21 protein-coding genes, 1 tRNA gene and 1 pseudogene are annotated in these 22,496 nt (G+C 69.7%); 6 read left to right on the forward strand and 17 right to left on the reverse strand.

Annotated elements, in window-relative coordinates:
* Positions 1–439 precede the first annotated feature (439 nt).
* The 6 genes from thrB to OHA37_RS11965 form a co-directional block, all read right to left on the reverse strand.
* Positions 440–1,366, reverse strand: coding sequence for a homoserine kinase (gene thrB, locus OHA37_RS11940; protein ID WP_243336217.1), 927 nt, complete (start codon positions 1,364–1,366; stop codon positions 440–442).
* Positions 1,367–1,757: 391 nt separating this feature from the next.
* Positions 1,758–2,828, reverse strand: a complete 1,071-nt coding sequence (gene thrC, locus OHA37_RS11945) for a threonine synthase (protein WP_266904447.1) — start codon at positions 2,826–2,828, stop codon at positions 1,758–1,760.
* Between the two features lie 6 nt (positions 2,829–2,834).
* Positions 2,835–4,124 (reverse strand): homoserine dehydrogenase, encoded by a 1,290-nt coding sequence (locus OHA37_RS11950; RefSeq protein WP_266912707.1) that lies wholly within the window; start codon positions 4,122–4,124, stop codon positions 2,835–2,837.
* 161 nt (positions 4,125–4,285) lie between these two features.
* Positions 4,286–5,677 (reverse strand): diaminopimelate decarboxylase, encoded by a 1,392-nt coding sequence (gene lysA / locus OHA37_RS11955; RefSeq protein ID WP_266904449.1) that lies wholly within the window; start codon positions 5,675–5,677, stop codon positions 4,286–4,288.
* A gap of 91 nt (positions 5,678–5,768) precedes the next feature.
* Positions 5,769–6,836 carry an ArgS-related anticodon-binding protein NrtL gene (nrtL, locus tag OHA37_RS11960; protein ID WP_266904450.1) on the reverse strand — a complete coding sequence of 356 codons (1,068 nt, stop codon included), beginning with the start codon at positions 6,834–6,836 and terminating at the stop codon, positions 5,769–5,771.
* Positions 6,837–6,939: 103 nt separating this feature from the next.
* Positions 6,940–7,410: a response regulator gene (locus OHA37_RS11965; protein ID WP_266904452.1), complete on the reverse strand. Its 471-nt coding sequence runs from the start codon at positions 7,408–7,410 to the stop codon at positions 6,940–6,942.
* Positions 7,411–7,516: 106 nt separating this feature from the next.
* Between OHA37_RS11965 and OHA37_RS11970 the strand changes: the two genes are divergently transcribed.
* The 3 genes and pseudogenes from OHA37_RS11970 to OHA37_RS11980 all read left to right on the forward strand — a co-directional run bounded on the left by OHA37_RS11970 (position 7,517) and on the right by OHA37_RS11980 (position 8,765).
* Positions 7,517–7,588, forward strand: a tRNA-Arg gene (locus OHA37_RS11970).
* A 160-nt stretch (positions 7,589–7,748) separates the two neighbouring features.
* A pseudogene (locus OHA37_RS11975) lies at positions 7,749–8,085 on the forward strand (UTRA domain-containing protein); the annotation flags it as partial.
* Positions 8,082–8,765, forward strand: coding sequence for a YdcF family protein (locus OHA37_RS11980; protein WP_266904454.1), 684 nt, complete (start codon positions 8,082–8,084; stop codon positions 8,763–8,765). The pseudogene OHA37_RS11975 and the gene OHA37_RS11980, both read left to right, overlap by 4 nt.
* Here the strand turns inward: OHA37_RS11980 and OHA37_RS11985 are convergent.
* Positions 8,738–9,304 (reverse strand): nuclease-related domain-containing protein, encoded by a 567-nt coding sequence (locus tag OHA37_RS11985; RefSeq protein WP_323182327.1) that lies wholly within the window; start codon positions 9,302–9,304, stop codon positions 8,738–8,740. The two genes, OHA37_RS11980 and OHA37_RS11985, sit on opposite strands and share 28 nt — an antisense overlap.
* A 770-nt stretch (positions 9,305–10,074) precedes the next feature.
* Positions 10,075–10,200 (reverse strand): hypothetical protein, encoded by a 126-nt coding sequence (locus OHA37_RS11990; protein WP_266904458.1) that lies wholly within the window; start codon positions 10,198–10,200, stop codon positions 10,075–10,077.
* Positions 10,201–10,479: 279 nt separating this feature from the next.
* Between OHA37_RS11990 and OHA37_RS11995 the strand changes: the two genes are divergently transcribed.
* Positions 10,480–11,355, forward strand: a complete 876-nt coding sequence (locus OHA37_RS11995; RefSeq protein ID WP_266904460.1) for an HNH endonuclease signature motif containing protein — start codon at positions 10,480–10,482, stop codon at positions 11,353–11,355.
* A gap of 1,496 nt (positions 11,356–12,851) precedes the next feature.
* Positions 12,852–13,028: a hypothetical protein gene (locus OHA37_RS12000; protein WP_266904462.1), complete on the forward strand. Its 177-nt coding sequence runs from the start codon at positions 12,852–12,854 to the stop codon at positions 13,026–13,028.
* A 480-nt stretch (positions 13,029–13,508) separates the two neighbouring features.
* Here OHA37_RS12000 and OHA37_RS12005 read toward each other — a convergent pair whose 3' ends face one another.
* The 9 genes from OHA37_RS12005 to OHA37_RS12045 form a co-directional block, all read right to left on the reverse strand.
* A complete protein-coding gene (locus OHA37_RS12005) occupies positions 13,509–14,348 on the reverse strand; it encodes a M23 family metallopeptidase (protein WP_266904464.1) in 840 nt (279 codons plus the stop codon).
* Positions 14,345–15,808, reverse strand: coding sequence for a phytoene desaturase family protein (locus OHA37_RS12010; protein WP_266904466.1), 1,464 nt, complete (start codon positions 15,806–15,808; stop codon positions 14,345–14,347). Before OHA37_RS12010 ends, OHA37_RS12005 begins: the two co-directional genes overlap by 4 nt.
* A complete protein-coding gene (locus tag OHA37_RS12015) occupies positions 15,805–17,601 on the reverse strand; it encodes an ABC transporter ATP-binding protein (RefSeq protein ID WP_266904468.1) in 1,797 nt (598 codons plus the stop codon). Before OHA37_RS12015 ends, OHA37_RS12010 begins: the two co-directional genes overlap by 4 nt.
* The gene (locus tag OHA37_RS12020) at positions 17,598–17,774 is read right to left on the reverse strand and encodes a hypothetical protein (RefSeq protein ID WP_266904470.1); all 177 of its coding nucleotides are present in this window, start codon (positions 17,772–17,774) and stop codon (positions 17,598–17,600) included. The genes OHA37_RS12015 and OHA37_RS12020 overlap by 4 nt, the downstream gene beginning before the upstream one ends.
* Position 17,775: 1 nt before the next feature.
* Entirely contained in the window at positions 17,776–18,555 is a 780-nt protein-coding gene (locus tag OHA37_RS12025) for a class I SAM-dependent DNA methyltransferase (RefSeq protein WP_266904472.1), read from the reverse strand.
* A gap of 50 nt (positions 18,556–18,605) precedes the next feature.
* The gene (locus tag OHA37_RS12030) at positions 18,606–19,193 is read right to left on the reverse strand and encodes a hypothetical protein (RefSeq protein WP_266904474.1); all 588 of its coding nucleotides are present in this window, start codon (positions 19,191–19,193) and stop codon (positions 18,606–18,608) included.
* A complete protein-coding gene (locus OHA37_RS12035) occupies positions 19,190–20,977 on the reverse strand; it encodes an alpha/beta fold hydrolase (RefSeq protein ID WP_266904476.1) in 1,788 nt (595 codons plus the stop codon). The genes OHA37_RS12030 and OHA37_RS12035 overlap by 4 nt, the downstream gene beginning before the upstream one ends.
* A 321-nt stretch (positions 20,978–21,298) precedes the next feature.
* Entirely contained in the window at positions 21,299–21,499 is a 201-nt protein-coding gene (locus tag OHA37_RS12040; RefSeq protein WP_266904478.1) for a hypothetical protein, read from the reverse strand.
* Between the two features lie 54 nt (positions 21,500–21,553).
* Entirely contained in the window at positions 21,554–21,748 is a 195-nt protein-coding gene (locus tag OHA37_RS12045) for a hypothetical protein (protein ID WP_266904480.1), read from the reverse strand.
* Positions 21,749–21,953: 205 nt separating this feature from the next.
* Here OHA37_RS12045 and OHA37_RS12050 point away from each other — a divergent pair, with 205 nt between their 5' ends.
* Positions 21,954–22,439, forward strand: coding sequence for a helix-turn-helix domain-containing protein (locus tag OHA37_RS12050; protein WP_266904482.1), 486 nt, complete (start codon positions 21,954–21,956; stop codon positions 22,437–22,439).
* Positions 22,440–22,496 lie beyond the last annotated feature (57 nt).

Raw genomic sequence — 22,496 nt, forward strand, 5'->3', positions numbered from 1 at the left:
TCGGCCTGTCTGGCTCGGCGACCGGTTGTGCTGTCCGACGGCAGTCCGTGATGAGGCGCGGACTGCTGCCGGGGCGGTGGTCCGCCGATAGAGATACGGCGGAGAGAAACGTGCATGTGCGTGGGTGGTTCCGGCGAGAAGCCCCCGAGTGGAAGCGTGGGAATATCACGCCGATTCCGGAGCGTGCTCGAAACTGCTGGCAGCGATCAAAGCAGTCGGGGAGGCTCCCGGAAGAAAGGTGGTCCCTGATAGGGACACTGAGCACCAAGCCATGGCGGCTTCGGATGCGCACTTGAGACTAACACTACCGGATCCAACAGACATTCCCCCTCTCCATCACCGGCTTTCGAGCCCTTCCGCGCGGGTTTCGCGCGGGCTCCGCGCGGGCGGCCTGCCCTGGCCGCCCGCCCCTGGCCGGCTGTGTCCTTTACTGCGCGGATCAGCCGCCCTGGGTTCCCAGCGGAAGTACGCTCGCGCCCGCGGCGTCGAGTGCGAGCCGGTTGGCCGCCCACCCCTCGCCCGCGAGCCGTGCGACCTTGTCGGCCGCACCGTTGTCGACCAGCGCGAGGACCGTGGGGCCCGCGCCGGAGATCACCGCGGGGATGCCGTCCGCCCGCAGTCGCGCCACGAGCGCCACGCTCTCGGGCATCGCCGGGGACCGGTACTCCTGGTGGAGACGGTCCTCGGTGGCCGGCAGCAGGAACTCGGGACGCCTGGTCAGGGCCTCTACGAGCAGACCCGCGCGGCCCGCGTTGACGGCCGCGTCCACGTGCGGGACGGTGCGCGGCAGCAGGCCGCGCGCCGTCTCCGTCAGGACGGGCTTGGAGGGGACGAAGACCACCGGAACGATGGAATCGGCGGGCTCCATGCGGATCGCCTTGGCGCTGCCGCCGTCCATCCACGCGAGGGTGAAACCGCCGAGGAGACAGGCGGCGACGTTGTCGGGGTGGCCCTCGATCTCGGTGGCGAGCTCCAGCAGCGCCGTGTCGTCGAGCTTGGCCTCTCCGCCTATGGTCACGGCGCGGGCGGCGACGATGCCCGCGCAGATGGCGGCGGAGGAGGAGCCGAGACCGCGGCCGTGCGGGATGCGGTTGGCGCAGACGACTTCGAGGCCGCGCGGCTGGCCGCCCAGCAGGTCGAACGCGGTGCGCATGGAACGTACGAGGAGGTGGCTCTCGTCCCGCGGCAGGGTGTCGGCACCTTCGCCCGCGATATCGATGTTCAGGCCTGAATCGGCCACGCGTACGACGACGTCGTCGTAGAGCCCCAAGGCCAGCCCGAAGGCGTCGAAGCCCGGGCCGAGGTTGGCACTGCTGGCGGGAACGCGCACCCGTACGGCGGCGGCGCGGAAGGCGGGACCGGCCATCTTCCGATGACACTCCTTGTGACTGTGCGAGACGGTATCTTCGCTGGCTCGCTGTGAATGTACTGGAGAACGTACGACACCCGAAGGCCCTGTGGGCAGCACCGCGGTCATATGCGCGGCGGCGGATGTAAGTACAGCCTATCGAAGGAAGGTTCTTCTCCGACATAGGGCGCACAGCAGGCGCACGATGCGTGTCGCCGGCTCCTGCCGGTCCGGTCGGGTTTCCGCCGCGATATCTGGCGGGTTTCCATCGGTTTTCGTGCCGTACGGCCCGAGTTGCCGGATTCATCAGCCTTCGAAAGACTTCCGGAATCCGGCAACTCGGTTACTGCGGTACTTCTGGTCGCGGCGGCCGACCGCGCTTACGGGACGGCCGGCCCGCGGCTCGCGGTCAGACGAGACCGAGGCGGATGGCGGCGGCCTCGGCGTCGACCGGAATGGTGACCGGCTGCGGAGCGCCGGCGACCGCCCAGTCGGGGTCCTTCAGGCCGTTGCCGGTGACGGTGCAGACGATCTTCTGGCCGGGGTCGACCAGACCGAGCTCGACGGCCTTGAGCAGACCGGCCACCGACGCGGCCGAGGCGGGCTCGACGAAGACGCCCTCCTGAGCGGCCAACAGGCGGTAGGCGGACAGGATCTGGCGGTCCGTCACCTCGTCGATGAAGCCGCCCGACTCGTCCCGGGCCTGCAGGGCGTAGTCCCACGAGGCCGGGTTGCCGATACGGATCGCCGTGGCGATGGTGTGCGGCTCCTTGACGATCTCCCCGCGCACGATGGGCGCGGAGCCGGAGGCCTGGAAACCCCACACGCGGGGCGTACGGGAGGCCAGGCCATCGGCCTTGTACTCCTTGAAGCCCTTCCAGTACGCGGTGATGTTGCCGGCGTTGCCGACGGGCAGCACGTGGATGTCGGGGGCGTCGCCGAGCGCGTCCACGATCTCGAAGGCCGCCGTCTTCTGGCCCTCGATGCGTACCGGGTTGACGGAATTGACCAGCGCCACCGGGTAGTTGTCGGACAGCGCCCGGGCGAGGTCGAGGCAGTCGTCGAAGTTGCCGTCGACCTGGAGGATCTTCGCGCCGTGGATCAGGGCCTGGCCCATCTTGCCCAGCGCGATCTTGCCGCGGGGCACGAGGACGGCGGAGACCATCCCGGCGCGCACCGCGTAGGCGGCGGCGGAGGCCGAGGTGTTGCCCGTGGAGGCGCAGATGACGGCCTTGGCGCCGTCCTCCTTGGCCTTGGTGATCGCCATGGTCATGCCGCGGTCCTTGAAGGACCCGGTGGGGTTGGCCCCCTCGACCTTGAGGTGTACCTCGCAGCCGGTGCGCTCGGAGAGCACCTGGGCGGGGACGAGGGGAGTGCCGCCCTCGCGGAGCGTGACCACCGGAGTCGTGGCCGTGACCGGCAGGCGGTCCCGGTACTCCTCGATGATGCCGCGCCACTGGTGGGTGCGATTGCTGCTCATGGGTCCTTACTCCCCTTCAACACGCATGATGCTGGCGACACCGCGGACGGTGTCCAGCTTCCGCAGCGCCTCGACGGTCCCGGAGAGGGCGGCGTCGGGCGCACGGTGAGTGACGACGACGAGGGAGGCCTCGCCGTCCTTTCCCTGCTGTCGGACGGTGTCGATGGACACTCCGTGCTCCGCGAAGGTGGTCGCCACCTGGGCGAGGACGCCCGGCTTGTCCGCCACATCGAGGCTGATGTGGTAGCGGGTGACGACATCCCCCATGGGGCTGACCGGCAGCTGGGTGTAAGCCGACTCGCCCGGCCCCTTTGCCTCGGCGAGCTTGTTGCGGCAGACGGCGACGAGGTCGCCGAGGACCGCGGACGCGGTCGGCGCGCCGCCCGCGCCCGGACCGTAGAACATGAGCCGCCCGGCGGCCTCCGCCTCGACGAACACCGCGTTGTACGCCTCGCGGACGGAGGCGAGCGGGTGGGTCAGCGGGATCATCGCCGGGTGGACGCGGGCGGTGACGGACTCGCCGTCGGCGGCGCGCTCCAGGATGGCGAGGAGCTTGATGGTGCAGCCCATGCGCTTGGCGGACGCGAAGTCGGCGGCGCTGACCTCGGTCATGCCCTCGCGGTAGACGTCGTCGAGGCGGACCCGGGTGTGGAAGGCGATGCCGGCCAGGATCGCGGCCTTGGCGGCGGCGTCGTAGCCCTCCACGTCGGCGGTGGGGTCGGCCTCGGCGTACCCGAGGGCGGTGGCCTCGTCGAGGGCCTCCTGGTACCCGGCGCCGGTGGAGTCCATCTTGTCGAGGATGAAGTTCGTCGTGCCGTTGACGATGCCCATCACCCGGTTGATCTTGTCGCCCGCGAGGGACTCGCGCATGGGGCGGACCAGCGGGATGGCGCCGGCGACGGCGGCCTCGTAGTACAGGTCCAGCCCGGCGGCCTCGGCGGCGGCGTGCAGCGCGGCGCCGTCCTGGGCGAGCAGCGCCTTGTTCGCCGAGACGACGGAGATGCCGTGCTCGAAGGCGGTGGTGATCAGGGTGCGGGCCGGCTCGATGCCGCCGATGACCTCGATCGCGACGTCGATGTCGCCGCGTTTGAGCAGCGCGGTCGCATCGGTGGTGACCAGGGCCGGGTCGATGCCCTCGCGCACCTTGGAGGGGCGGCGCACGGCCACGCCGGCGAGCTCGACGGGCGCGCCGATCCTGGCCGTCAGATCGTCGGCGTGCGTCGTCATGATGCGGGCAACTTCCGAGCCGACCACTCCACAGCCCAGCAGCGCCACCTTCAGCGGACGCGTACGCATCATTCGACCTACGCCTTTCGATCTTCACATCAGTACCTGTTGCGCGGTTTGCACCCCAGGTGTGAACCAGTCTCACTCAATGGACAACAGTTTCCACCCTCGGTCCATTGAGTGAGACACCTATTCCGGGGCCTGGGGGGCCTCCCCCAGAAGAATGCGTATCAGCCGACGTCGAGACGCAGGAGATCCTCCTCCGTCTCCCGGCGGACGATGACACGCGCCTGACCGTCACGCACGGCGACGACGGGCGGGCGGAGCACGTGGTTGTAGTTGCTCGCCATCGAACGGCAGTACGCGCCGGTCGCCGGGACCGCGAGGAGGTCGCCGGGGGCGATGTCGGCGGGCAGGAACGCGTCCTTGACCACGATGTCGCCGCTCTCGCAGTGCTTGCCCACGACGCGCACGAGCATGGGCTCGGCGTCGGAGGTCCGGGAGACGAGGCTGACCGAGTACTCGGCGTCGTAGAGGGCCGTCCGGATGTTGTCGGACATCCCGCCGTCGACGGAGACGTACGTCCGCAGTCCCTCCAGCGGCTTGACCGTCCCCACCTCGTAAAGGGTGAAGGCCGTCGGGCCCACGATCGCCCGTCCGGGTTCCACCGAGATCCGCGGGGCGCGCAGGCCGGCCGCCTCGCACTCGCGGGCGACGATCTCGTGCAGGGCCTTGGCGATCTCGTGCGGCTCGCGCGGGTCGTCGGCGGAGGTGTAGGCGATGCCCAGCCCGCCGCCGAGGTCGATCTCGGGCAGCTCCACCCCGTGCTCGTCGCGCACGGCGGCGAGCAGGCGTACGACGCGCTTGGCGGAGACCTCGAAGCCGGCCATGTCGAAGATCTGCGAGCCGATGTGGGAGTGGACGCCGAGCAGCTCCAGGCTGTCGTGGCCCAGCGCACGCCGTACGGCCTCGGCGGCCGACCCGTCGGCGACGGCGATCCCGAACTTCTGGTCCTCGTGCGCGGTGGCGATGAACTCGTGGGTGTGCGCCTCCACGCCCACGGTGACGCGGATCTGCACGGGCTGGCGTACGCCGAGCTCGCGGGCGATGTGCGCGACGCGGGCGATCTCCTGGAAGGAGTCGAGCACGATCCGGCCGACGCCGGCCTCGATGGCGCGGGTGATCTCGCTCGTGGACTTGTTGTTGCCGTGGAAGGCGATGCGCCCGGCGGGCATCCCGGCGGCGAGCGCGGTGGCCAGCTCCCCTCCCGAGCACACGTCGAGGTTGAGCCCCTCCTCCTTGAGCCACTTCACGACGGCCTTGGAGAGGAACGCCTTGCCGGCGTAGAAGACGTCGGCGTCCGGCCCGAAGGCGTGCGCCCAGGCGCGGCAGCGCGCCCGGAAGTCCTCCTCGTCGAGGAAGTAGGCGGGCGTCCCGAACTCCTCGGCGAGACGGGTCACTTCGATCCCGCCGACGGTGACGACTCCGTCGCCGTTACGGCCGACCGTGCGCGCCCAGACCTTCTCGTCGAGCGCGTTGAGGTCGGCGGGCGGCGGGGCGTAGTGGCCCTCGGGCATGACGTCGGCGTGGCGGGGCCCGGCGGGGTGTGCGGAACGGCTCATCTCGGAATTCTCTCTTCGCAAATCATCCGGAACGCGGGCGAATCACATCGGACCACAACGAGTCACATCGGATCACATACGGTTCGCGGCATCACAGGTGGTGGTGATGGTGAAGGTGGTGGTGGTCGGGCACGTCGATGCCGAGCAGGGCCAGGCCGCCGGCCAGCACCGTCCCGGCGGCTTCGGCAAGGGCCAGCCGGGCGCGGTGGGCGGCCGAGGGTTTCTCGTCGCCCTTGGGCAGGACGTGGTACTGGAAGTCGAGCAGGGCGTCGGCGATGACGACGAGCTGCCGGACGAGCCGCTCGGGCGCGCGGTGGTGCGCGGCGGCTTCGAGCACGAGCGGGTGGTCGCGGAGCGCACCGAGCAGGACGCCGACGCCGTGCACGTCTCCCGGCTCACCCGGCTCACCCGGCTCACCCAGCTCGCCGGGCTCGCCCTGGAACCCCAGCTGCGCGGCGTTACGGGTCAGCGCGCGCGCCCGGTCGCAGGCGTACCGCACCCGGAACAACTCACTGGACTCGTCCTGGACGAGCAGCGACGCGGAGAACACGGGGGTCTCGGCGGCGGGAACACCGAGCATCGCCCAGACGGCGGCGCCGGCCCCGTACACGGCGACCACATCCCCGTCCCGCTTGGCGACGGGGGCGATGCGGGCGCTGCGGACGGCGGGGGCGCGCTCTCCCCCCGCCCCTTCCACCCGCTCCACCCCCTGACCGCTCACGATCCGCTGCACGGCCGCGTGCACGACGCGCTCGCGCAGGGCCCCTGCGGGGGCGTCGACGGTCTCGGGGATCGCGCACCCCTCGGGGGCGAGGCCGTACGACGCCGCTCCACCGGCACGAATGCCCCGTACCAGCTCTCCGACGGAACTCTCGGCGAGTACGAAGTTCAGGAACCCGGCGCCGGTGATCTCCACCCGCTCGACCCCGGCCAGACCCGCCAGCCGCGGGGCCAGCACCTCGGCCACTCCACGGGGCGCGACTCCGGCACCCTTCGCCACCCCGAACGCGACGGGCGAGGCGTAGTCCCCCACTCCCCCGGGCCGCGTCCGCTCGACGACGACCCGCTCGGGCACGACCACACCGGCGGGCAGCTCCCCGTCCTCGACGGCGCGGCGCAGGGCGCGCACGACGGAACGGGAGAGGTCGACGGGGGTCACGTGACCAGCCTAGGGGAGAAGCCCCCACGTCACGCGAAGGGTTTCGCCATGTGAACAGCGGGCCCAAGCGAAGGGGCGTACGCGAAGTGGCGTACGGGAAGGGTCAGCCCCTCCCTCTCCCTGCGGGAGCGCCCTTCCTCTCTCTCCTGTCGCGGCGCTCGATGAGCCGGTGCACGACGCGCACCAGCTCCGCGGGCTCGAAGGGCTTGGCGAGGAAGGCGTCCACACCGGCGGCGATCCCGGCCTCGACCTCGTTCTGCGTACAGGCGCTCACGATCGCCACGGGCAGATGCCGCGTCCTCGGGTCGGCCCGCAACTGCGCGGCGGCACCGAACCCGTCCAGGCGAGGCATGACCACATCAAGAGTGATCACATCGGGGAGCACGTGGTGCACCACGTCCAGGCATTCGGCACCATCGTTCGCGGTCACGACCTCGAAGCCCTCCAGCTCGAGATTGACCTTGATCAGCTGCCGGATGACCTTGTTGTCGTCGACAACAAGCACCCGGCCCGAGGCGCCTGACACAACTCGAGAGTAGGTCCGCCCCGGCCCCCGCGTCCGGCTTTTCGCCACTTCCACCCCGTCCGAGCGACCCCCGCCCCCCTCCCCCGGAATCCGTTCCTGATCACCGTCCGGAAGCTGGTAGTGTTCAACCCGTCGCCGCAACACCAGCGACCGCGCCCCCGTAGCTCAGGGGATAGAGCAACGGCCTCCGGAGCCGTGTGCGCAGGTTCGAATCCTGCCGGGGGCACTTCGTAAGGAGTGCCCAAAGACCCCGCCATCAGCGAGTTTGCTGAGACGGGGTCTTCGCGTATGTGCAGCCAACTGCGGCCCTGTGCACCCGTATGTCAGACCCTGTGGACTATTCGTGGACAGGATCTTGGTCCATCGGCGCAGGTCAGCGGTAGAACTACCGGCCTGAGCACGTCGAAGGCACTCGCCTGGTCGATCCCACGCCCGGCCCGGCAGGCCGCGGCGGTGGATTCTGCGTGCTGTACGACGCCGGCTACGAGATCGACCACATGAAGGAGCGGATCTTCGCCCGCCCGCCGCCCGCCGACGGCCGACGAAATGAGCCTCTTGCAACTTCCGCCGGGCAAACCGGTTGTCGAGCTGCACCGGACGACCTACACAGCCGACGGCACCGTCGTCGAATTCGCCCTCGGTGTACACGCCGCTTCCCCCTTTGCCTGGGAATACGACTTCCAGGTACCGGACTCGGCGAACGACAGGGAAGGCCAGGAGTGATCTCGACCCAGGACTGGGCAGACACCCGACTCATCTGGGACTACCACCAGATGGGGCACGCCCCGCAGCCGTGCTCGGTAGCGATCGGGCTCGGCAGCCACGACCTGGGCGTGGCGGATGCCGCCGTCGACCTGTACCGCCGAGGCATGGCCCCCTTGCTCGTGTTCACCGGCGCCACCAGCCCGACAACGCGCGAACGGATGCCCCGCGGCGAGGCCGTTCACTACCGCGAGCGCGCGTTGGAGCTTGGGGTCCCCAGCTCCGCCGTGCTCGTGGAGCCGCGAGCACGGAACACAGGCGAGAACATCAGCTTCTGTCGCACGCTGCTGCGAGAGGCCGGCGTCGACGTGCCCTCCGTCCTGCTCATCAGCAAGCCGTACGAGGAGCGACGTGCGTACGCCACGGCGCGGAAGCTCTGGCCCGAAGTGGAGATCGTCAGCGCTTCCAGCCCGATGACGCTCGACGAGTACATCGACACCATCGGCGACGCCCGACTGGTCATCGACATGCTGGTCGGTGCGTTGCAGCGGCTGTTGGTCTATCCCGAGCAGGGCTTCATGATCAGCCAGCAGGTCCCGGACGACGTGACCGAGGCTAACGACCGACTCTGCCGGCAGGGCTTCACGAGTCGCCTCTTGCGAGACACGACCGATCAGGCGCGGAGCCAGACACGTCGGTGACGGGCGACGCCGTACACGTGCTCCACCTGCTCGGGCGTGAGCTTCCCGGCGAGCGGCCCCAAGGCCGACACCTCCCGTTCCTGGTAGACGTGGACGGCGAACTGCGTGGCCGCCCGGTCCAGTGACGAGATGCCGACGAAGACCAGAACCGGCTCGACAGGCACATCGAAGGCGCAGTACCGCCCCAGAACCTTCCGGACGAAATCGGCCTCGGCCTGGCTTGCCGCAGCGTAGGGACGCGGCTTTCCGCCGTTGATCTTGGCCATGGAGTCGCCGACCCATACCGAGGCGCCTCGGTGGTTCTTGGTGTTGATGCTGAACACGCCGCCAGGGCCGATCAGTACGTGGTCGATGTCGCCGCCGTTGCCCTTCTCGATGCCGTGAAGCACTCGCCAGCCGAGTGGGGTTAGGCGCTCCAGCTCACGACCTACCCGACGCTCACCTTCCAGGCCCGCGTACCAGCTGTCCCACTCCGAGGGCTGCCGCAATAACTTCGCGGTCAGCCGCTGCACCTTCGACGGGCCTCGTTCGGCGATCATCCCGACGACTCGGGAGCCGGGACGGTTCCTCGCCAGGTCCTCACTGGGGCTGAGGGGTGGGAGAGGCGCCGACCGTTCGCATCGGGGTTTCGGGGCCGCGTGAATGGGGTGCGTTGGCTGCTGAGCGGGAGCCACGGGACGAGGTGGGCGCGCCGGCGGAGGAGGGGCGCTGACGACAAGCCCGTCCCCAAGGTGACGTCGAAGCAGAGCCAGGGACTCCGCCTCGTACTGCCGAAGCTTGATCGTCACGGCCTTGGTCGCTCGATCCGCCCAGGCAACTGCCGTTCCGTCCGGCAGGTTCACATAGAGCCGATCCTTTCCATGCCGCTTCCACGAGTGCACCGTCAGATCGCTCATCAGCAGCCCCCATGCATGCCGTCCCCATGCTTATGCCAGCAGCTAGCGGCCAGGCCGGCAAGACCGCCGGGGACAGAGCGAGCTGTTACAGGTTTCTCTACCTCATCAAGGCACCCGGCTCCGCTCGGGGCGGCACTCCTGCCTGCGGCCCGCTCCGCCCCCGCTGCGCCGACGCCCGCCCCTGTAGGCGGGTAGGCCCAAGGGCATGGGTCGAGCCCTACGGGCCGGCAGTGCCATCACTCACCGACATGCCTCCGGCGGGGGCGCTCCGACTCCGGGATGCGGGGGCCAGTCGTGCGGCCGCGGGTGCGTTGTGGTTCGGGGTGGAGGCGAGTGACGTGGCTGAGGCGGTCGCCTCCGTGTGCGAACACCAGTCGGGGACACCGCCAGAGCCACTTCGTCAGCCTCGCGGACTACTCCTGCGGGCGCTGCTCCTCCCCGTCTCCCAGGGAGTCGAGCTCCTGCTCGACGAACGCCCGCGTGACTCCCGCGATCACGGCGCCGATGACGAGCTTGAGAAGCGGAACGATCTTCCCCATTTGCTACCTCCACAACTTGGCAGGGAGCCACCTTGGCCCACCCACCAATCTCAGGCCCCCTGAAGGTGACGTGACGTAAGTAGGCCAATATTGACCAAACTTGACCCAAGTTGATTTCTGAAACTTGACCCCAGGTGACAGGCTAGAAGCGCCTTGACAGATCATCAGTGGCCGCAGATGCTTGGCGTAAGCAGCAGATCCACGGCGGAGTGAGAGTCGATAGTGATTCAAATCCCAGACGAGAGCACCCTCCCTGGTGGTTCGCACAGGAATCTTCTCGTGGCCCTCCATCTCCTTTACAGAAGGGCTGGATTTCCCGGAATTAAATCCATCAGTGACGCTTCGGTGCATCTGGGCGATAATTGCGATGTGATCTCCCATCAAGGGGTTTCGAATATCCTTGCGGGTAAATCGACCCCGAGGTGGAGCAAGCTCGAAGCCCTGGTGCTCGTACTCGCGAGCCGCGACGTAACCCGGCCGGAGCCAAGGGTCATTGCTCGGGAGTTTCATGGCCTCTGGCTTCAAGTGGCGAGCGAGCCCACGCTTCAGTCGATCCGTGTGGATGACGCCGGCAAGCCACCCCCGGAGGAGCTGCCGACCGACCCGTCTGGCTCACTCGCCCCTCCGGTGCGGCCAGTGGCTGGAGTCGTGCGTGGTCGGCGCAGCCTTTCAACTCGACGCAAGCGGGATCTGTTGCTGGAAGTCGGTGGGCGTTGCCCCGTCCCGCGATGCGCTAGCTCCTCGATGGAGGTTGCGCATATCACGCCCTTGGCGATGGGGGGGACTAACGATTTCGGTAACCTGATATATCTGTGCGCCAACCATCATAGGCAGTACGATGGCGGGGAGTTCACAGAGCAGGATTTGCGCCTAATTAAGGCCCGCCTCGCCTGGAGTGCCGATCGATATACGAATGCCGAATATCTCTGGCTGGGGGTTTTCTCGAAAAATAGGGGAACTCATTTCCTTCACCCGGTTGAGGAGCGCAATTGCCTTCGCTTCCTCGAAGCCGATGGATATATCCAAAGAGTTGATACCCCGGGTGCAGCGAAGCCGGACATGGATACCTGGCGTCTGGCTGAGATCGGTGTACGTCTCGCAGGGGTATGGGCAGATTCTGGCGCTCCTGCGATCAACATCGCTACCGGTCCATAGCGTCCCCCGTGCCTGCGAGGCTGAGGGGGGAAACGCCCTCCCCTTGCTGTACAGCAGCGTCGTGCCACAACCACAGCATCCGCCCCCGCCCGGTAGCGTCCCTCTGAGGCCTTGAAGTGCCCGGGATGGCTATCACTGACCGATCTGGCCAGAGCTACGGATCAGAAGGTTAAAAATTCGAGCCCTGCCAAGTGCACGGCCGGAGAGGCCCCGGACGAAAGTCCGGGGCCTCTCGCGCTCTGGCTCCCAGCGGGGAGCAGTAGCTGCGGTGGATCCAACCCAAAGCTCCTCTATGACCTCGGATAGCCTCTGCCCACCCGGGATTCGGGCCACATGAAACGAAGGCCGGCTGTGTCGGTGCGTGAGAACTTCGCCAGGTCTTTAAACGAACGGCCGAGGCTTCTGACGGTGAGTCGTTCGCCGTGGAGCGGCCTTGCGGGTGCTCACCAAAGTGGCCCGGCCTGGAGTCAACAGCGAACGGACACATGCTTCCGGCTCAACCTTCGGGCCACTACAGCGTTCTGACGAACCCTGAAATCGGTCCGTTCATCGCGCGGTGCACAGGATGTCGGGCACGCTATCCGCACCCTGGGTGGTACCGCAGGACGCGTCAATGCCCTTCGACTGGGCTCGCGACTGAGTAGGTTCCGGCCCGCCCGTGGGCCTTGGAAGGGCAGCAGACGGAGGCCACACGTGACAGCAGGCGACCGCTCCACCAACCAGGGCAAGGAGCCAGGTCGGCAGGAGTTGCGCACGGCCGGCGCAAGCAGGTCACTCTTGGCCATCGGCGGAGCCTGACCGTCGGATAGGTCCCGGGCTTGCCCCGGGTCGCCCCCGGACAAAGCCAGGGATGCAGCTGCACTACAGAGCTGGACACCTCGGAAGCCGACCGCGCGCAGCCGGACTCTCATGGGCGGCACTGACAAAGCTCCCCGGGCTGAGTATCCAAGTGCCCGACAAGCGCTCCGCGCGCCTCCGAACATGGGCAGTCATCGGAGGTCAATGAGCATCCAGGGCCAGGTGGGCATGCCCTCGGAGCGGCTTCGGGACGCAGCAGTCGACGGGAAATACCTTGAATTCAGATCCGTCATGGCCATACGTTCGCATCGTCCCGACAACCGGCGCCCGGGGGCGCCCCAGGCGAAAACCAAACTGGTGGGAGTAAGAGGCGGCTCACGGGGTGGCCGTACGGCGTGGCGTGCGATCGGCGTCCTGGATAGTCCCCACCAGACCCCGGCTGTACCGTGCCAGGTAGGGCAGGGAGCAGCGGTAAACAGCGGGTGACAGGGTCGGCCCGCGGGTTCTCCCTCGCACCCATTTGCACAGGTCAGGGGCGGGATCGCGCAGGCAAGATCGGTGATTCCCAAGCTCATGGTGTCCCGTCTTGCGGGCGGGCGTGCGCCCCTGAGCTTCGATCGACCCTCTGTGCGCTCTCTCCATGTCCCACTGCCTGCGCCATCGTCGTGGTGCTGGCGAGGGCCGATGGAGGGGGCGAGATGACGCAGCCGCTGTGCGGTTCGGCGACGCAGGATGGTCGCCGTTGTCGGAACAAGGCGATCATCGGAAGCGGGCAGTGCTCGAAGCACCAGGGGGCTTGGACCTCTTACGGTGTCGCGCAGCGCAAGAAGAAGGAAGCTGAAGCGAAGATGCGGAAGCTGCGGAGGAAGAAGTGAGCCTGCGCGGCCTATTCGTGGACCGCTGGGACTCTGCAGGACCTCGATAGGCTTCTGACCTGCTGGAACGTGTGAGACGCACGGGGCCTCCGGAGCCGTGTGCGCAGGTTCGAATCCTGCCGGGGGCACTTCGTAAGGAGTGCCCAAAGACCCCGCCATCAGCGAGTTTGCTGAGACGGGGTCTTCGCGTTTGTGCAGCCGACTGCGGCTCTGTGCGGCTGCGGAAGCGGCGCCCGACGCGCCTGCTTGTTTGCGTCATTGGCAACCGTGGGCTCTGCCACCGCACGGCGGGCAGCGGGGGTTCCGGGAACTCGCCTAGATCCGCGGCGTGGTGCATGGCGTTGGCGAGGGTCCGCCGCTTTCGGTGAGCCGCCGTCTCCGCTGCGGCGGCAGCCCTTTCCGCAGGCCTTGCCGGGCTCGTGCAACGCGTTGGCCGGCTTGTCCGGGAGGTCGCGGTCATCGGTCCGGGCAGGGCGAATGTCACCCCGTGAAGAGGGTGGTGTTGGAGGGGATGCCGGTTCGGGGGGGTTCGGTGACCGGGTGGTAGTGCCAAGTGAAGGGGATGCCTTGGGCGGTGGTGGGGTCGGGGGTGGTCATGAGCTGGAAGTGGAGGTGGGGTTCGGAGGAGTTTCCGGAGTTGCCGCAGTCCGCCAGGTGCTGGCCGGCTCGGACGTGGTCTCCGGGGCGTACGCGCAGGGAGCCGCGGCGGAGGTGGGCGAAGCCGGCGACGACGTTGTCGCCGGTGTCCAGAAGGATGTAGTTGCCCCAGAGGTGGCAGGGCCAGCCGAGGCTGCGGACGAAGCCTTCGAGGTAGAGGTACGCGAAGGACGGGAGCGAGGAGCGGGTCCAGTGGTCGCGCATGCGGTGCGCGGTGGCGACGACCACCCCGTCGGCGGGGGCCAGGACCGGCCGGCCGAAGGTCGGGTAGTGCTCGGGGCGGCGGGCCAGCGGCCAGAGGTTGGTGAACGGGGGCGCCTCGGGGCCCCCGGCGGGGTGGTGGATCAGGTCGATGGCGTAGGTCTGGGCGTGGCTGTGGGTGTGGCTGGGGACCTTGTCGGCGGGGCTGTTGTGTGCGGTCCAGGGGCCTTCGACGGGGATGCGCATCGGGACCGGGGGGTGGTCGCCGGTCGGGCGCTGGCGGCGGGTCAGGGTCCAGCGCATGGTGCCGCCGACGGCGAGGAGGAACAGGCCGGTGAACCACAGGGGGCTCAGGCCGTCGGTGTTGGCGAGGACGCAGAGCGTGCCGGCGGCGAAGAGGAGGCCGTGGCGCTTCCAGAGGGTCGTACGGAGGGTCGTATGGAAGGTGGGGCTAAGGGTCATGGGGTGGGCCTCTGGGGGGAGAGGGGCGGGGCGGTGCGCAGGCCGTGGTGGCGGCGGAGGGCTGTCCGGGCGGCGAGGTGGCCGCACATGCCGTGCACCGAGGGGCCGGGCGGGGTGGCCGCCGAGCAGAGGTAGACCCCGGGGAGCGGGGTGCGGTAGGGGTCGGCCTGGAGGGTGGGGCGGGCCAGGGACTGTTTGAGGGTGAGGGCCCCGGCGGCGATGTCGCCGCCCACGTAGTTCGGGTTGTACGCCTCCCAGTCCGCGGCGGCCCGGCCGCGGGACGCCAGGACGGTGTCGGTGAAGCCCGGGGCGTACTCCTCGATGCGGCGGCGGATCAGGTCGACCGGGTCGCGGGTGTCGCCGTTGGGTACGTGGGCGTACGCCCAGACCGGGCGGCGGTCGCCGCGGGCGCGTCCCGGATCGGTGACCGCGGGGTCCACGACGAGGGTGAAGGGGGCGGAGCCGGGCCGGCCGGCCGCCACCTCCCGTTCCTGGCGGGTGACGGCCTCGGCGCTGCCGCCCAGGTGTACGGTGCCGGCCCGGCCGGTCAGGGGGTCCGCCCAGGGGATGGGGCCGGACACCAGGAAGTCGGCCTTCGCGGCGCCCGGCCCGTACCGGTAGCGGGTGAGGGCGCGCCGGTAGCGGGCGGGGAGCCGGTCGCCGGCCAGGCGGAGGAACTCGGTGGGGCCCACGTCCAGGAGGACCAGCGGGATGCCGGTCAGTTCGGCGAGGTCGCGGACGCGGTGGCCGGTGACGAACTCGCCGCCGTGCGCGGTGATGTCCTCCGCGAGGGCGTGGGCGATGCGGTCGCTGCCGCCTTCGGGGAGGGGCCAGCCGGTGCTGTGCGCGGTGTGGCCGAGCAGCATGGCGACGGCGGCGGAGGCGAGTGAGGGCAGCGGTCCGACGGCGTGCGCGGCCACGCCGGCGAGGAGGGCGCGGGCCTCCGGGGTGGTGAAGGGGCTGCGCGGGAGGGCGTGGGTGAGGACCCGGGTGGCCAGGCGGACCGCCGCCACGGGGTCGCGGGGCGGATGGCGGAGATCGGAGAGGAGGAGTTCGACGACCGCGGCGGAGCGTTCCACCAAGGGGCCCATCAGCCGGGCCCAGCGGGGGCCGTCCGGGCCGAGCTGTTCGGCGGTCCGGGTGATGCTCCGCCAGGCGGCGACGGAGCGGCCGCCGGCCAGCGGGTGGGCGTACGGGATCTCGGGCTGGAGCAGCCGGACGCCTCTGGAGGGGAGGTCGAAGGCGGTGAAGAAGGGGGAGGCGGCGGCCATCGGGTGGACGGCTGAGCAGGTGTCGTGGCGGATGTCGCTGTCGAACAGGGACCGGGTCCGCAGGCCGCCGCCGATGGTGTCGGCCTGTTCGTACAGGACCACGCGCAGGCCGGCGCGGGCCAGGGTGACGGCGGCCGCCAGGCCGTTGGGGCCGGTGCCGACGACGGCCGCGTCGGGGTGGCGGCTCAACGGGCCGGCCCTTCGGCTGCGGGGGCCAGTTGGCGGGTGGTGAGGCGGCGGTAGGTGGGATCCCGGTCCATCAGATCGGTGTGTGAGCCGCGGGCGCGGAGGCGGCCGTCCTCGACCACCAGGATGCGGTCCGCGTCGATGGTGGCGGAGAGCCGGTGCGCGATGGTGAGGACGTGGCAGCGGGTGCCGACCTCGGCGATGGTCTGCCGGAGGGCGGCTTCGGCGTCGGCGTCCAGGTGGGCGGTGGCCTCGTCGAGGAGGAGCAGGTCGGGGCGGGTGAGCAGGGCGCGGGCGATCGCCAGGCGCTGGCGCTGGCCGCCGGACAGTCCGGTGCCGCCTTCGCCGAGGGGGGTGTCCAGGCCCTGCGGGAGGGCTTCGACGACCTGGTCGAGGTGGGCGGCGCGTATCGCCTCGGCCATCTCGGCCTCGGTGGCATCGGGGCGGGCGTAGGTGAGGTTCTCCCGTACGGTGCCGCGCATCAGCGGGGACTCCTGTTCCACCAGGCCGATCCTGGCGCGGAGTTCGTCCAGGGGGAGGGCCGCGGTGTCGGTGCCGCCGAGGTGGATGCTGCCCCGGTCGGGGGCGTGGAAGCGTTCGATCAGCTGGAAGAGGGTGGTCTTGCCGGCTCCGGAGGGGCCGACGACCGCGGTGACGCCGGTCGGGGGGAGGGTGAAGGAGATGCCGTCGAGGGTGGGGGCGGCCGCCCCGTGGTGCCGGAACGACACCTCCCTGAATTCGATGGCTCCGGCCGCTTCCGGGCGCTGTCCCGGCTCCGGTCCCGGCTGGGACCCCGGCACCGATCCCCGTTCCTGTGCCGAGACCTGTCCCCGTGCCGAGGCCTGCTCCTGCGCCGAGGCCTGCTCCTGCTCTATGGCAGCCAGTTCCCGGACGCGGTCCACCGCGGCGCGGCCCTGCTGGAGTTCGCCCAGCGACATGAAGAGCATGACCAGCGGGCTGACCAGGTAGAACAGGTACATGATGAAGGCCGTGAGGTCTTCGATGGGGAGTTCTCCGGTGGCGGTGCGGGCCATGCCCCAGGCGATGACCACGGCCAGGGAGACCTGGGTGCCCACGTTCATCGAGGGCATCAGCAGGGCCGTCAGCCGGGTCACCCGGATGCCGCTGCGGCGGGCGGCGTCGGCCAGTTCGCCGATGTGTTCGGCTTCGCGGGCTTCGGCGCGGGATGCCTTCACCGTGGTCAGGGCGCCCAGGACGCGCAGCAGACCGGAGCCGAAGTCGCTGGTGTCCTCCCGGTTGGTGACGGCGGCGGCCCGGACCGCGCGGGCCAGGCCGAGGGCGACGGCGGAGGCGACGCCGAGGCAGCCGGCGGTGACCAGGAGCATCTGCCAGTCGATCCAGGCCATCACCGCGATGCAGCCGATGGTGGTGAGGGCCGAGGTGATGATCTGGGACAGCGAGGAGGACAGCGCGATCCGGGCCACCGAGGTGTCGGCGACGGTACGGGTGAACACGTCGCCGTGTTCGAGCCGGTGGAAGGCTCCCAGCCGGGAGTGCAGCAGCCGGCCGGTGAGGGTGGTCCGCATGTCGAGAACCATGTTCTCGCCGGCCCGCCCGATCAGGTAGAAGTGCCCGGCGGCCAGGGCCGCGTCGGCCACGAACAGGCTCGCGATGAGGACGATCGGCCAGACCGGCGAGCGATCCAGGGCGACGGCCTCGATCAGGTCGCCGATGAGCAGGGGCTGGAGCAGGGTGGCGGCCGTGCCGGCCACGCCCAGCAGGATGCCGGTGCCCAGGAGCGTACGGTGCCGGGCCGCGATCGCCGCGGTGTTCACTGCCGGGCCCGGCCCGCGGCGATGGCGGCGACGATCGCGACGGCGGTGCCGAAGATCAGCCCCTTGGTCCAGGACTGGCTGGTGAAACGGCCGTCCTCGCGGAACATCACGGCCATGACGGGTACCGCCACGGCGAGGGCGGTGACGAACCAGACGGCCCGCTGGGTGCTCATCTCAGGCCCCTTTCAGATAGGTGGTGAGGAAGAGCGGGAACCGCTCGTCGTACGGGGACAGGTCCCAGCCGCTGTAGCGGCCCTCCGGGACCAGTCCGACGGCCAGAGCCTGGGCGTCCGCTTCATCGGGGGTGATCGGCCGGGACAGTTCGGTGCCGACCCGGGTGCTTCCGTCGGATTCGTACCAGATGTGGGAGCACTGCCAGAGGTCGGATCCGGGGGGCAGGGTGGAGTGGGTCTGCAGTCCGGTACCCGGCTCGGAGTACGGGGTGAAGAGGGTGATGCGTGACCGGCCCTCGTGGAGGGCTTCCACGGCCGGCCGGTTGCCCGTCTCGACGACCAGCCGGCCGCCGGGGGTGAGCAGGTCGGCCGCCCGGCGGAACATGGCCTGCTGGTCCTGGGGGGTCAGCAGCATCGACAGGACTCCGCACACGGCGTAGACGAGGCCGTACCGGCGGTCGTCGGTGTAGGTGCGGATGTCTCCGTGGATTCCGGTGACTTCGGCACGGTTGCTGCCGGGGCCGGGGCCGGGGGTCCGGGCCAGCAGGTCGAGCATCTCCGGGGAGGAGTCCACCCCGGTGACCGGGCCGGTGCGCTCGGCCAGCGGGAGGGCGATCCGGCCGGTGCCCACGCCGAGTTCGAGGGTGCCGGACCCGGGGTCGGGGTGGAGGGCGGCGAGGGTGTCGGCGACGGCTGCCACGCTCGCGTCCGTGGGGAATATGCGGTGGTACCAGGACGCGAACTGCGTTCCGTAGCCGATGTCCTCGACTGCGCCGGCCATGGGTGGGCACCTCTCTGTCGGTGGGTCGGACGGTGGGGTCGGACGGGGGGTCAGACCGCGGTCGGGTGGCCGGCCTTCGCCGGCCGGTCCAGGGGGGTGTACGGGGAGAGGAACAGGGGTTCCGGATCCTCGGTGGTGTCGTGGCCGGAGGCGCGGACCACGGAGAACTGGAAGCCCTGGACGGTGCCTTCGGGGTGCCGTTCACGGATGGTGTGCCGGATGAAGCCGAGCAGCACCTGGTACGCCGAGTTGGTCTGGGCGGCGCCGGCGCCGCCCTTGGCGGCGAGCTGGAGCACGGCGGTGCAGATGTCGAAGACGGCCTTTTCGGGGCGGCGCGAGGCGAACCAGAACGCCTGGTGCAGCCGGCGCGGTTCGATCATCTCGATCTCCTGCCAGTCGCCGGTCACACCAGCCGGGTCGAGGGTCCGGTACACGTAGTGGAAGTCGTGGACCGCCGGGTTCGGGGCGAAGAACTTCCAGTTGGGGACGAGCGAGTACACGTCCCTGGTGCGGGGCCGGTCGAAGGCCGGGTGCGGGTGCTGTGCGGCGACGGTGGCCACCAGCATTCCGGCGCCGAGCACCCGGGCCCAGGCGCCCTCGCCGGTGAAGGCCGACTTCAGCAGGGTGCCGGGGTTCATCGGGCGGTTCCTTCCGTACGGGCCGCGTCCTGCGGCTGGTCCTGCGGCTCGCCCTTCCCGGCGTCGGCCGGGACACGGGCGGCCGGGACCTCGGCGAGGAAGGCGGCGATCAGGTCGGCGGCGCGGTGGGCGTGGGCGGCGTTGGTGAGCAGGGAGTCGTGGTCGGAGCCCTCGACCACCTCGATGCCGCCGGTCTCGCCGTGGCCGGGGTGGGCGTAGGACAGCTCGTTGTAGAGGAGCAGCTGCTCGGGGTCTTGGTCGACGGTCTGCTGCGCCGCGATGATCAGGCCGGGGACGGGCAGCGGCGCGATGGTGCCGTCGAAGGCGCGGAAGTCCTTCTCGACGGCTTCCCATTCGCGTTTGCCGGCGGTCCACAGCCGGGCGTCGGTGTACTGGGCGAACACCCGCTGCCGGTATTCCTTGGGCAGCCGGTCCAGCCATTCGGGTCGGCTCATCAGGATTCCGCTACCCAGGCGGAGGTATCGGGATGCCTGCGCGATGGTCTCGCTGAGGGCCTTGGAGCCCTCGCTCTGCCGTTGCGAGCGCTGGAGTTCGGCGGGGTGGGCGGGGTCCAGGTAGACCAGGCCGGCCAGCCGGTCCGACAGCCGGTCGGCGGCCCGGCGGATGATCTCGCCGCCGAGGGAGTGGCCGACCAGGACCACCTTGCGACCGGCCGGCAGGACCCCGCGGACCAGGTCCTCCAGGTCGTCCACGGACTCGGCCAGTTCGTACGGGGCGGTGGTGCGGCGGAGGCTGCCGCCGTAGCCGGCCCGCGCGTAGGAGACCACCGGGTGGTCGGTCTCGTTGACGAAGCGCTCGGTGATCCAGGCGAAGTGCTCGGAGGTGGAGGCCAGTCCGGCGGCGAAGACGAGGACGGGCTCGTCGCTGTGGCCGGGGCCGAAGGCGTCGCCGGTGCCGAAGGTGTCGCCGGTGTCGCCGCCGGTCTCGTAGAGCAGTTCGTTGCCGTGGCGGGTGACGAACCTGCGGGAGGTGGGCCAGCCCTCCAGGACGGTGGAGCGGCGCTGCGCGGCCAGCGCCGCGCTCGCCGCGACCCCGGCGGCCAGCAGCAGTCCGGCGGCCTTCACGGCCCGGTCGTCGCGGCCGGCAACGGCGGGGTGGGAGGCGGGGGTGGTGGTGTAGGCGACCATCGGGTGCATGGAGGGGAAGGCCGTCATGAAGCGGCCGAGGCCCATGATGAACCCGTTGGCGACGTGGAAGCTCGCGGCGGAGGCCAGGACGGGCCGGGTGAGCCGGCCGCCCGCGAGGTGGACCAGGGGGAAGAGGCATTCCAGGGCGAGCACGCCGTGCTGGACGTACTTGGAGGTCTTCGGGTGGCGCTGGGTCAGCTCGTAGATCTTCTCGGAGCCGTAGGTCCGGGTCCGCATGACTCCGGGGAGCGCGGAGGCGTCGCGCCAGCGTTCGCCGAGGAGCTTGACCCAGCCGGAGGCCGCGTACGAGAGGTTGGCCTGCAGGGCCACGTACCAGAGGAGGGCGTCCTGGGTCTGGGTGTTGCGGGAGAGCCGGGCGAGGCCGGTGGCGCCCTGGACGAGGGTGGCGACCTGGTCGGAGCCGTCGGTGCCGTAACGGTGGCGGGCGGCCAGCAGGCAGGTGGTGCCGCCGAGGAAGAGGCTGCCGGCGCCGCGCCAACGACTGTTGCCCGGCAGCAGCATGCCGACACCGACGGCCGCGCGGGCGGCGTGCAGTGCGAGGGTGACCTCGTGGTGCGCGACGGCATTGCTGATTTTCCGGATGACCGGGTTGGTGGACTCCGGGGACTTCTTCATGATGTCCCAGTCATTGAGCCCGCCGGGCTCCAGGTGTTTCCGCTGGTTCAGGTATTCCAGGGAGGAGGAGAGCGTGGTGAGGGCGGACAGCCGCTCCGAAATCCCCAGGGCCCGGTCCCGGGAAACCGGAACGGGCGAGAAAACCGCCGAGGCTAGTTTCCTTATGTACCGCAAAACGCGCCTACCTCTCGGCTCGGCAAATGGCTTCGATTGGCGTTCGGTTAGCATGGACGGGCTGTCCGGCCGCGATTCCAGCGCGGCCGGACAGCCCTTGTTCCCGCTTGTGGAGCGATGGCGAATACTCCGCCGATCCGGCGGGGATCAGCCCTTGGCGGCGACCCGGCCGGCCTCGTAGGCGCCGACCGCCGCGGCACCGGCCGCCAGCCCGCCCGCGGCGTACGGCGTGGCGACCAGGACGGCCGGGGTGAAGGCCACCGGCATCATTCTGGTGGTCCGCTCGCCCGAGTCCTGCGACAGCGTCGCGCCCGCGATGACGCGGACGCTCTCGGTGATGCTGTTCATCTGTACCCCTCCCTGTTTTCTGGTGTCATCCGGCGCGACGGCCGGAATCCGGAATCAGTTGACGACGCGGCCGGTGACGTACGCACCGACCGGAATGGTGAAGGCGACGATTCCGGCCGTGATCTTCACGGAGGCCGGAACGGCGATGACGGCCGGGGTGGCCATGACGGGCGTGCCGTCGACGGAGAGCTTGCTCTCCGCGATGGGGCCCATGTCCTGCTGGTTCATAAAGGCCGCGATCTTGGCCATGACATTCCCTTTCGGTGGGGGTGGGTGAGAACGACCCACATCGGTGTCAACTGAGGTTCGATCCTTATCGGTTTCATCGAAACACCAGTCGATGGCGCGACTCTAGGCGCGACTTGATCAAGCCGTCAACTGGTATTGATTGCGAGATTGTGAATCTCACACACCAGTGTGGTGATAGGGTGCGCGCCGGAGAGGGAGGTACGTCATGGCCGATCAGGCAGATCAGGCGGACCGGTCGGGTCAGGCGGACCCGACGGGGCCGTCGGCAACCCCGAAGTCACTGGCCGAGAAGCTGGAACACCTCTTCGCCCACACGGCCCCCGCCGGCCGGGGCCCGTACAGCGTCGAGGAAGTGGCGCGGGCCATCACGGCGGAGCGGATCCCGATCTCGGGCAGCTACATCTGGCTGCTGCGCAAGGGGCAGCGCGACAATCCGACTTTGCGCCATCTGGAAGGGCTGGCCCAGTTCTTCGGGGTGCCGCCCGCCTACTTCTTCGACGACCGGGTCACCGACGCCGTCGACGCGGAACTGGGCCTGCTCGCCGCACTGCGCGACGCGAAGGTGCAGCACGTGGCGCTGCGGACGGCCGGGCTGTCCGAGAAGAGCCTGAAGTCGATCACCGAGATGATCGAGCGGGTCCGCGAGCTGGAAGGCCTCGGCGACGCCGACAGCGGGCCGAGAGTGTCCTGAAATCTCCTATACGTCTATCGGGTCGCCATGCTGCGATGGAACGTATGGCAAGCAACG

Source organism: Streptomyces sp. NBC_00335, assembly GCF_036127095.1.
GTDB lineage: Bacteria > Actinomycetota > Actinomycetes > Streptomycetales > Streptomycetaceae > Streptomyces.

Coding starts and splice junctions, on each gene's coding strand:
- OHA37_RS12000 (WP_266904462.1), top strand. CDS start 12,852: ATGACGCAGCCGCTGTGCGGTTCGGCGACGCAGGATGGTCGCCGTTGT.
- OHA37_RS12025 (WP_266904472.1), bottom strand. CDS start 18,555: ATGGCCGGCGCAGTCGAGGACATCGGCTACGGAACGCAGTTCGCGTCC.
- thrB (WP_243336217.1), bottom strand. CDS start 1,366: ATGGCCGGTCCCGCCTTCCGCGCCGCCGCCGTACGGGTGCGCGTTCCC.
- OHA37_RS12035 (WP_266904476.1), bottom strand. CDS start 20,977: ATGAAGAAGTCCCCGGAGTCCACCAACCCGGTCATCCGGAAAATCAGC.
- OHA37_RS12040 (WP_266904478.1), bottom strand. CDS start 21,499: ATGAACAGCATCACCGAGAGCGTCCGCGTCATCGCGGGCGCGACGCTG.
- OHA37_RS11950 (WP_266912707.1), bottom strand. CDS start 4,124: ATGCGTACGCGTCCGCTGAAGGTGGCGCTGCTGGGCTGTGGAGTGGTC.
- OHA37_RS12005 (WP_266904464.1), bottom strand. CDS start 14,348: ATGACCCTTAGCCCCACCTTCCATACGACCCTCCGTACGACCCTCTGG.
- OHA37_RS12030 (WP_266904474.1), bottom strand. CDS start 19,193: ATGAACCCCGGCACCCTGCTGAAGTCGGCCTTCACCGGCGAGGGCGCC.
- OHA37_RS11990 (WP_266904458.1), bottom strand. CDS start 10,200: ATGGGGAAGATCGTTCCGCTTCTCAAGCTCGTCATCGGCGCCGTGATC.
- OHA37_RS12045 (WP_266904480.1), bottom strand. CDS start 21,748: ATGGCCAAGATCGCGGCCTTTATGAACCAGCAGGACATGGGCCCCATC.
- thrC (WP_266904447.1), bottom strand. CDS start 2,828: ATGAGCAGCAATCGCACCCACCAGTGGCGCGGCATCATCGAGGAGTAC.
- OHA37_RS12020 (WP_266904470.1), bottom strand. CDS start 17,774: ATGAGCACCCAGCGGGCCGTCTGGTTCGTCACCGCCCTCGCCGTGGCG.
- OHA37_RS12050 (WP_266904482.1), top strand. CDS start 21,954: ATGGCCGATCAGGCAGATCAGGCGGACCGGTCGGGTCAGGCGGACCCG.
- OHA37_RS11985 (WP_323182327.1), bottom strand. CDS start 9,304: ATGATCGCCGAACGAGGCCCGTCGAAGGTGCAGCGGCTGACCGCGAAG.
- lysA (WP_266904449.1), bottom strand. CDS start 5,677: ATGAGCCGTTCCGCACACCCCGCCGGGCCCCGCCACGCCGACGTCATG.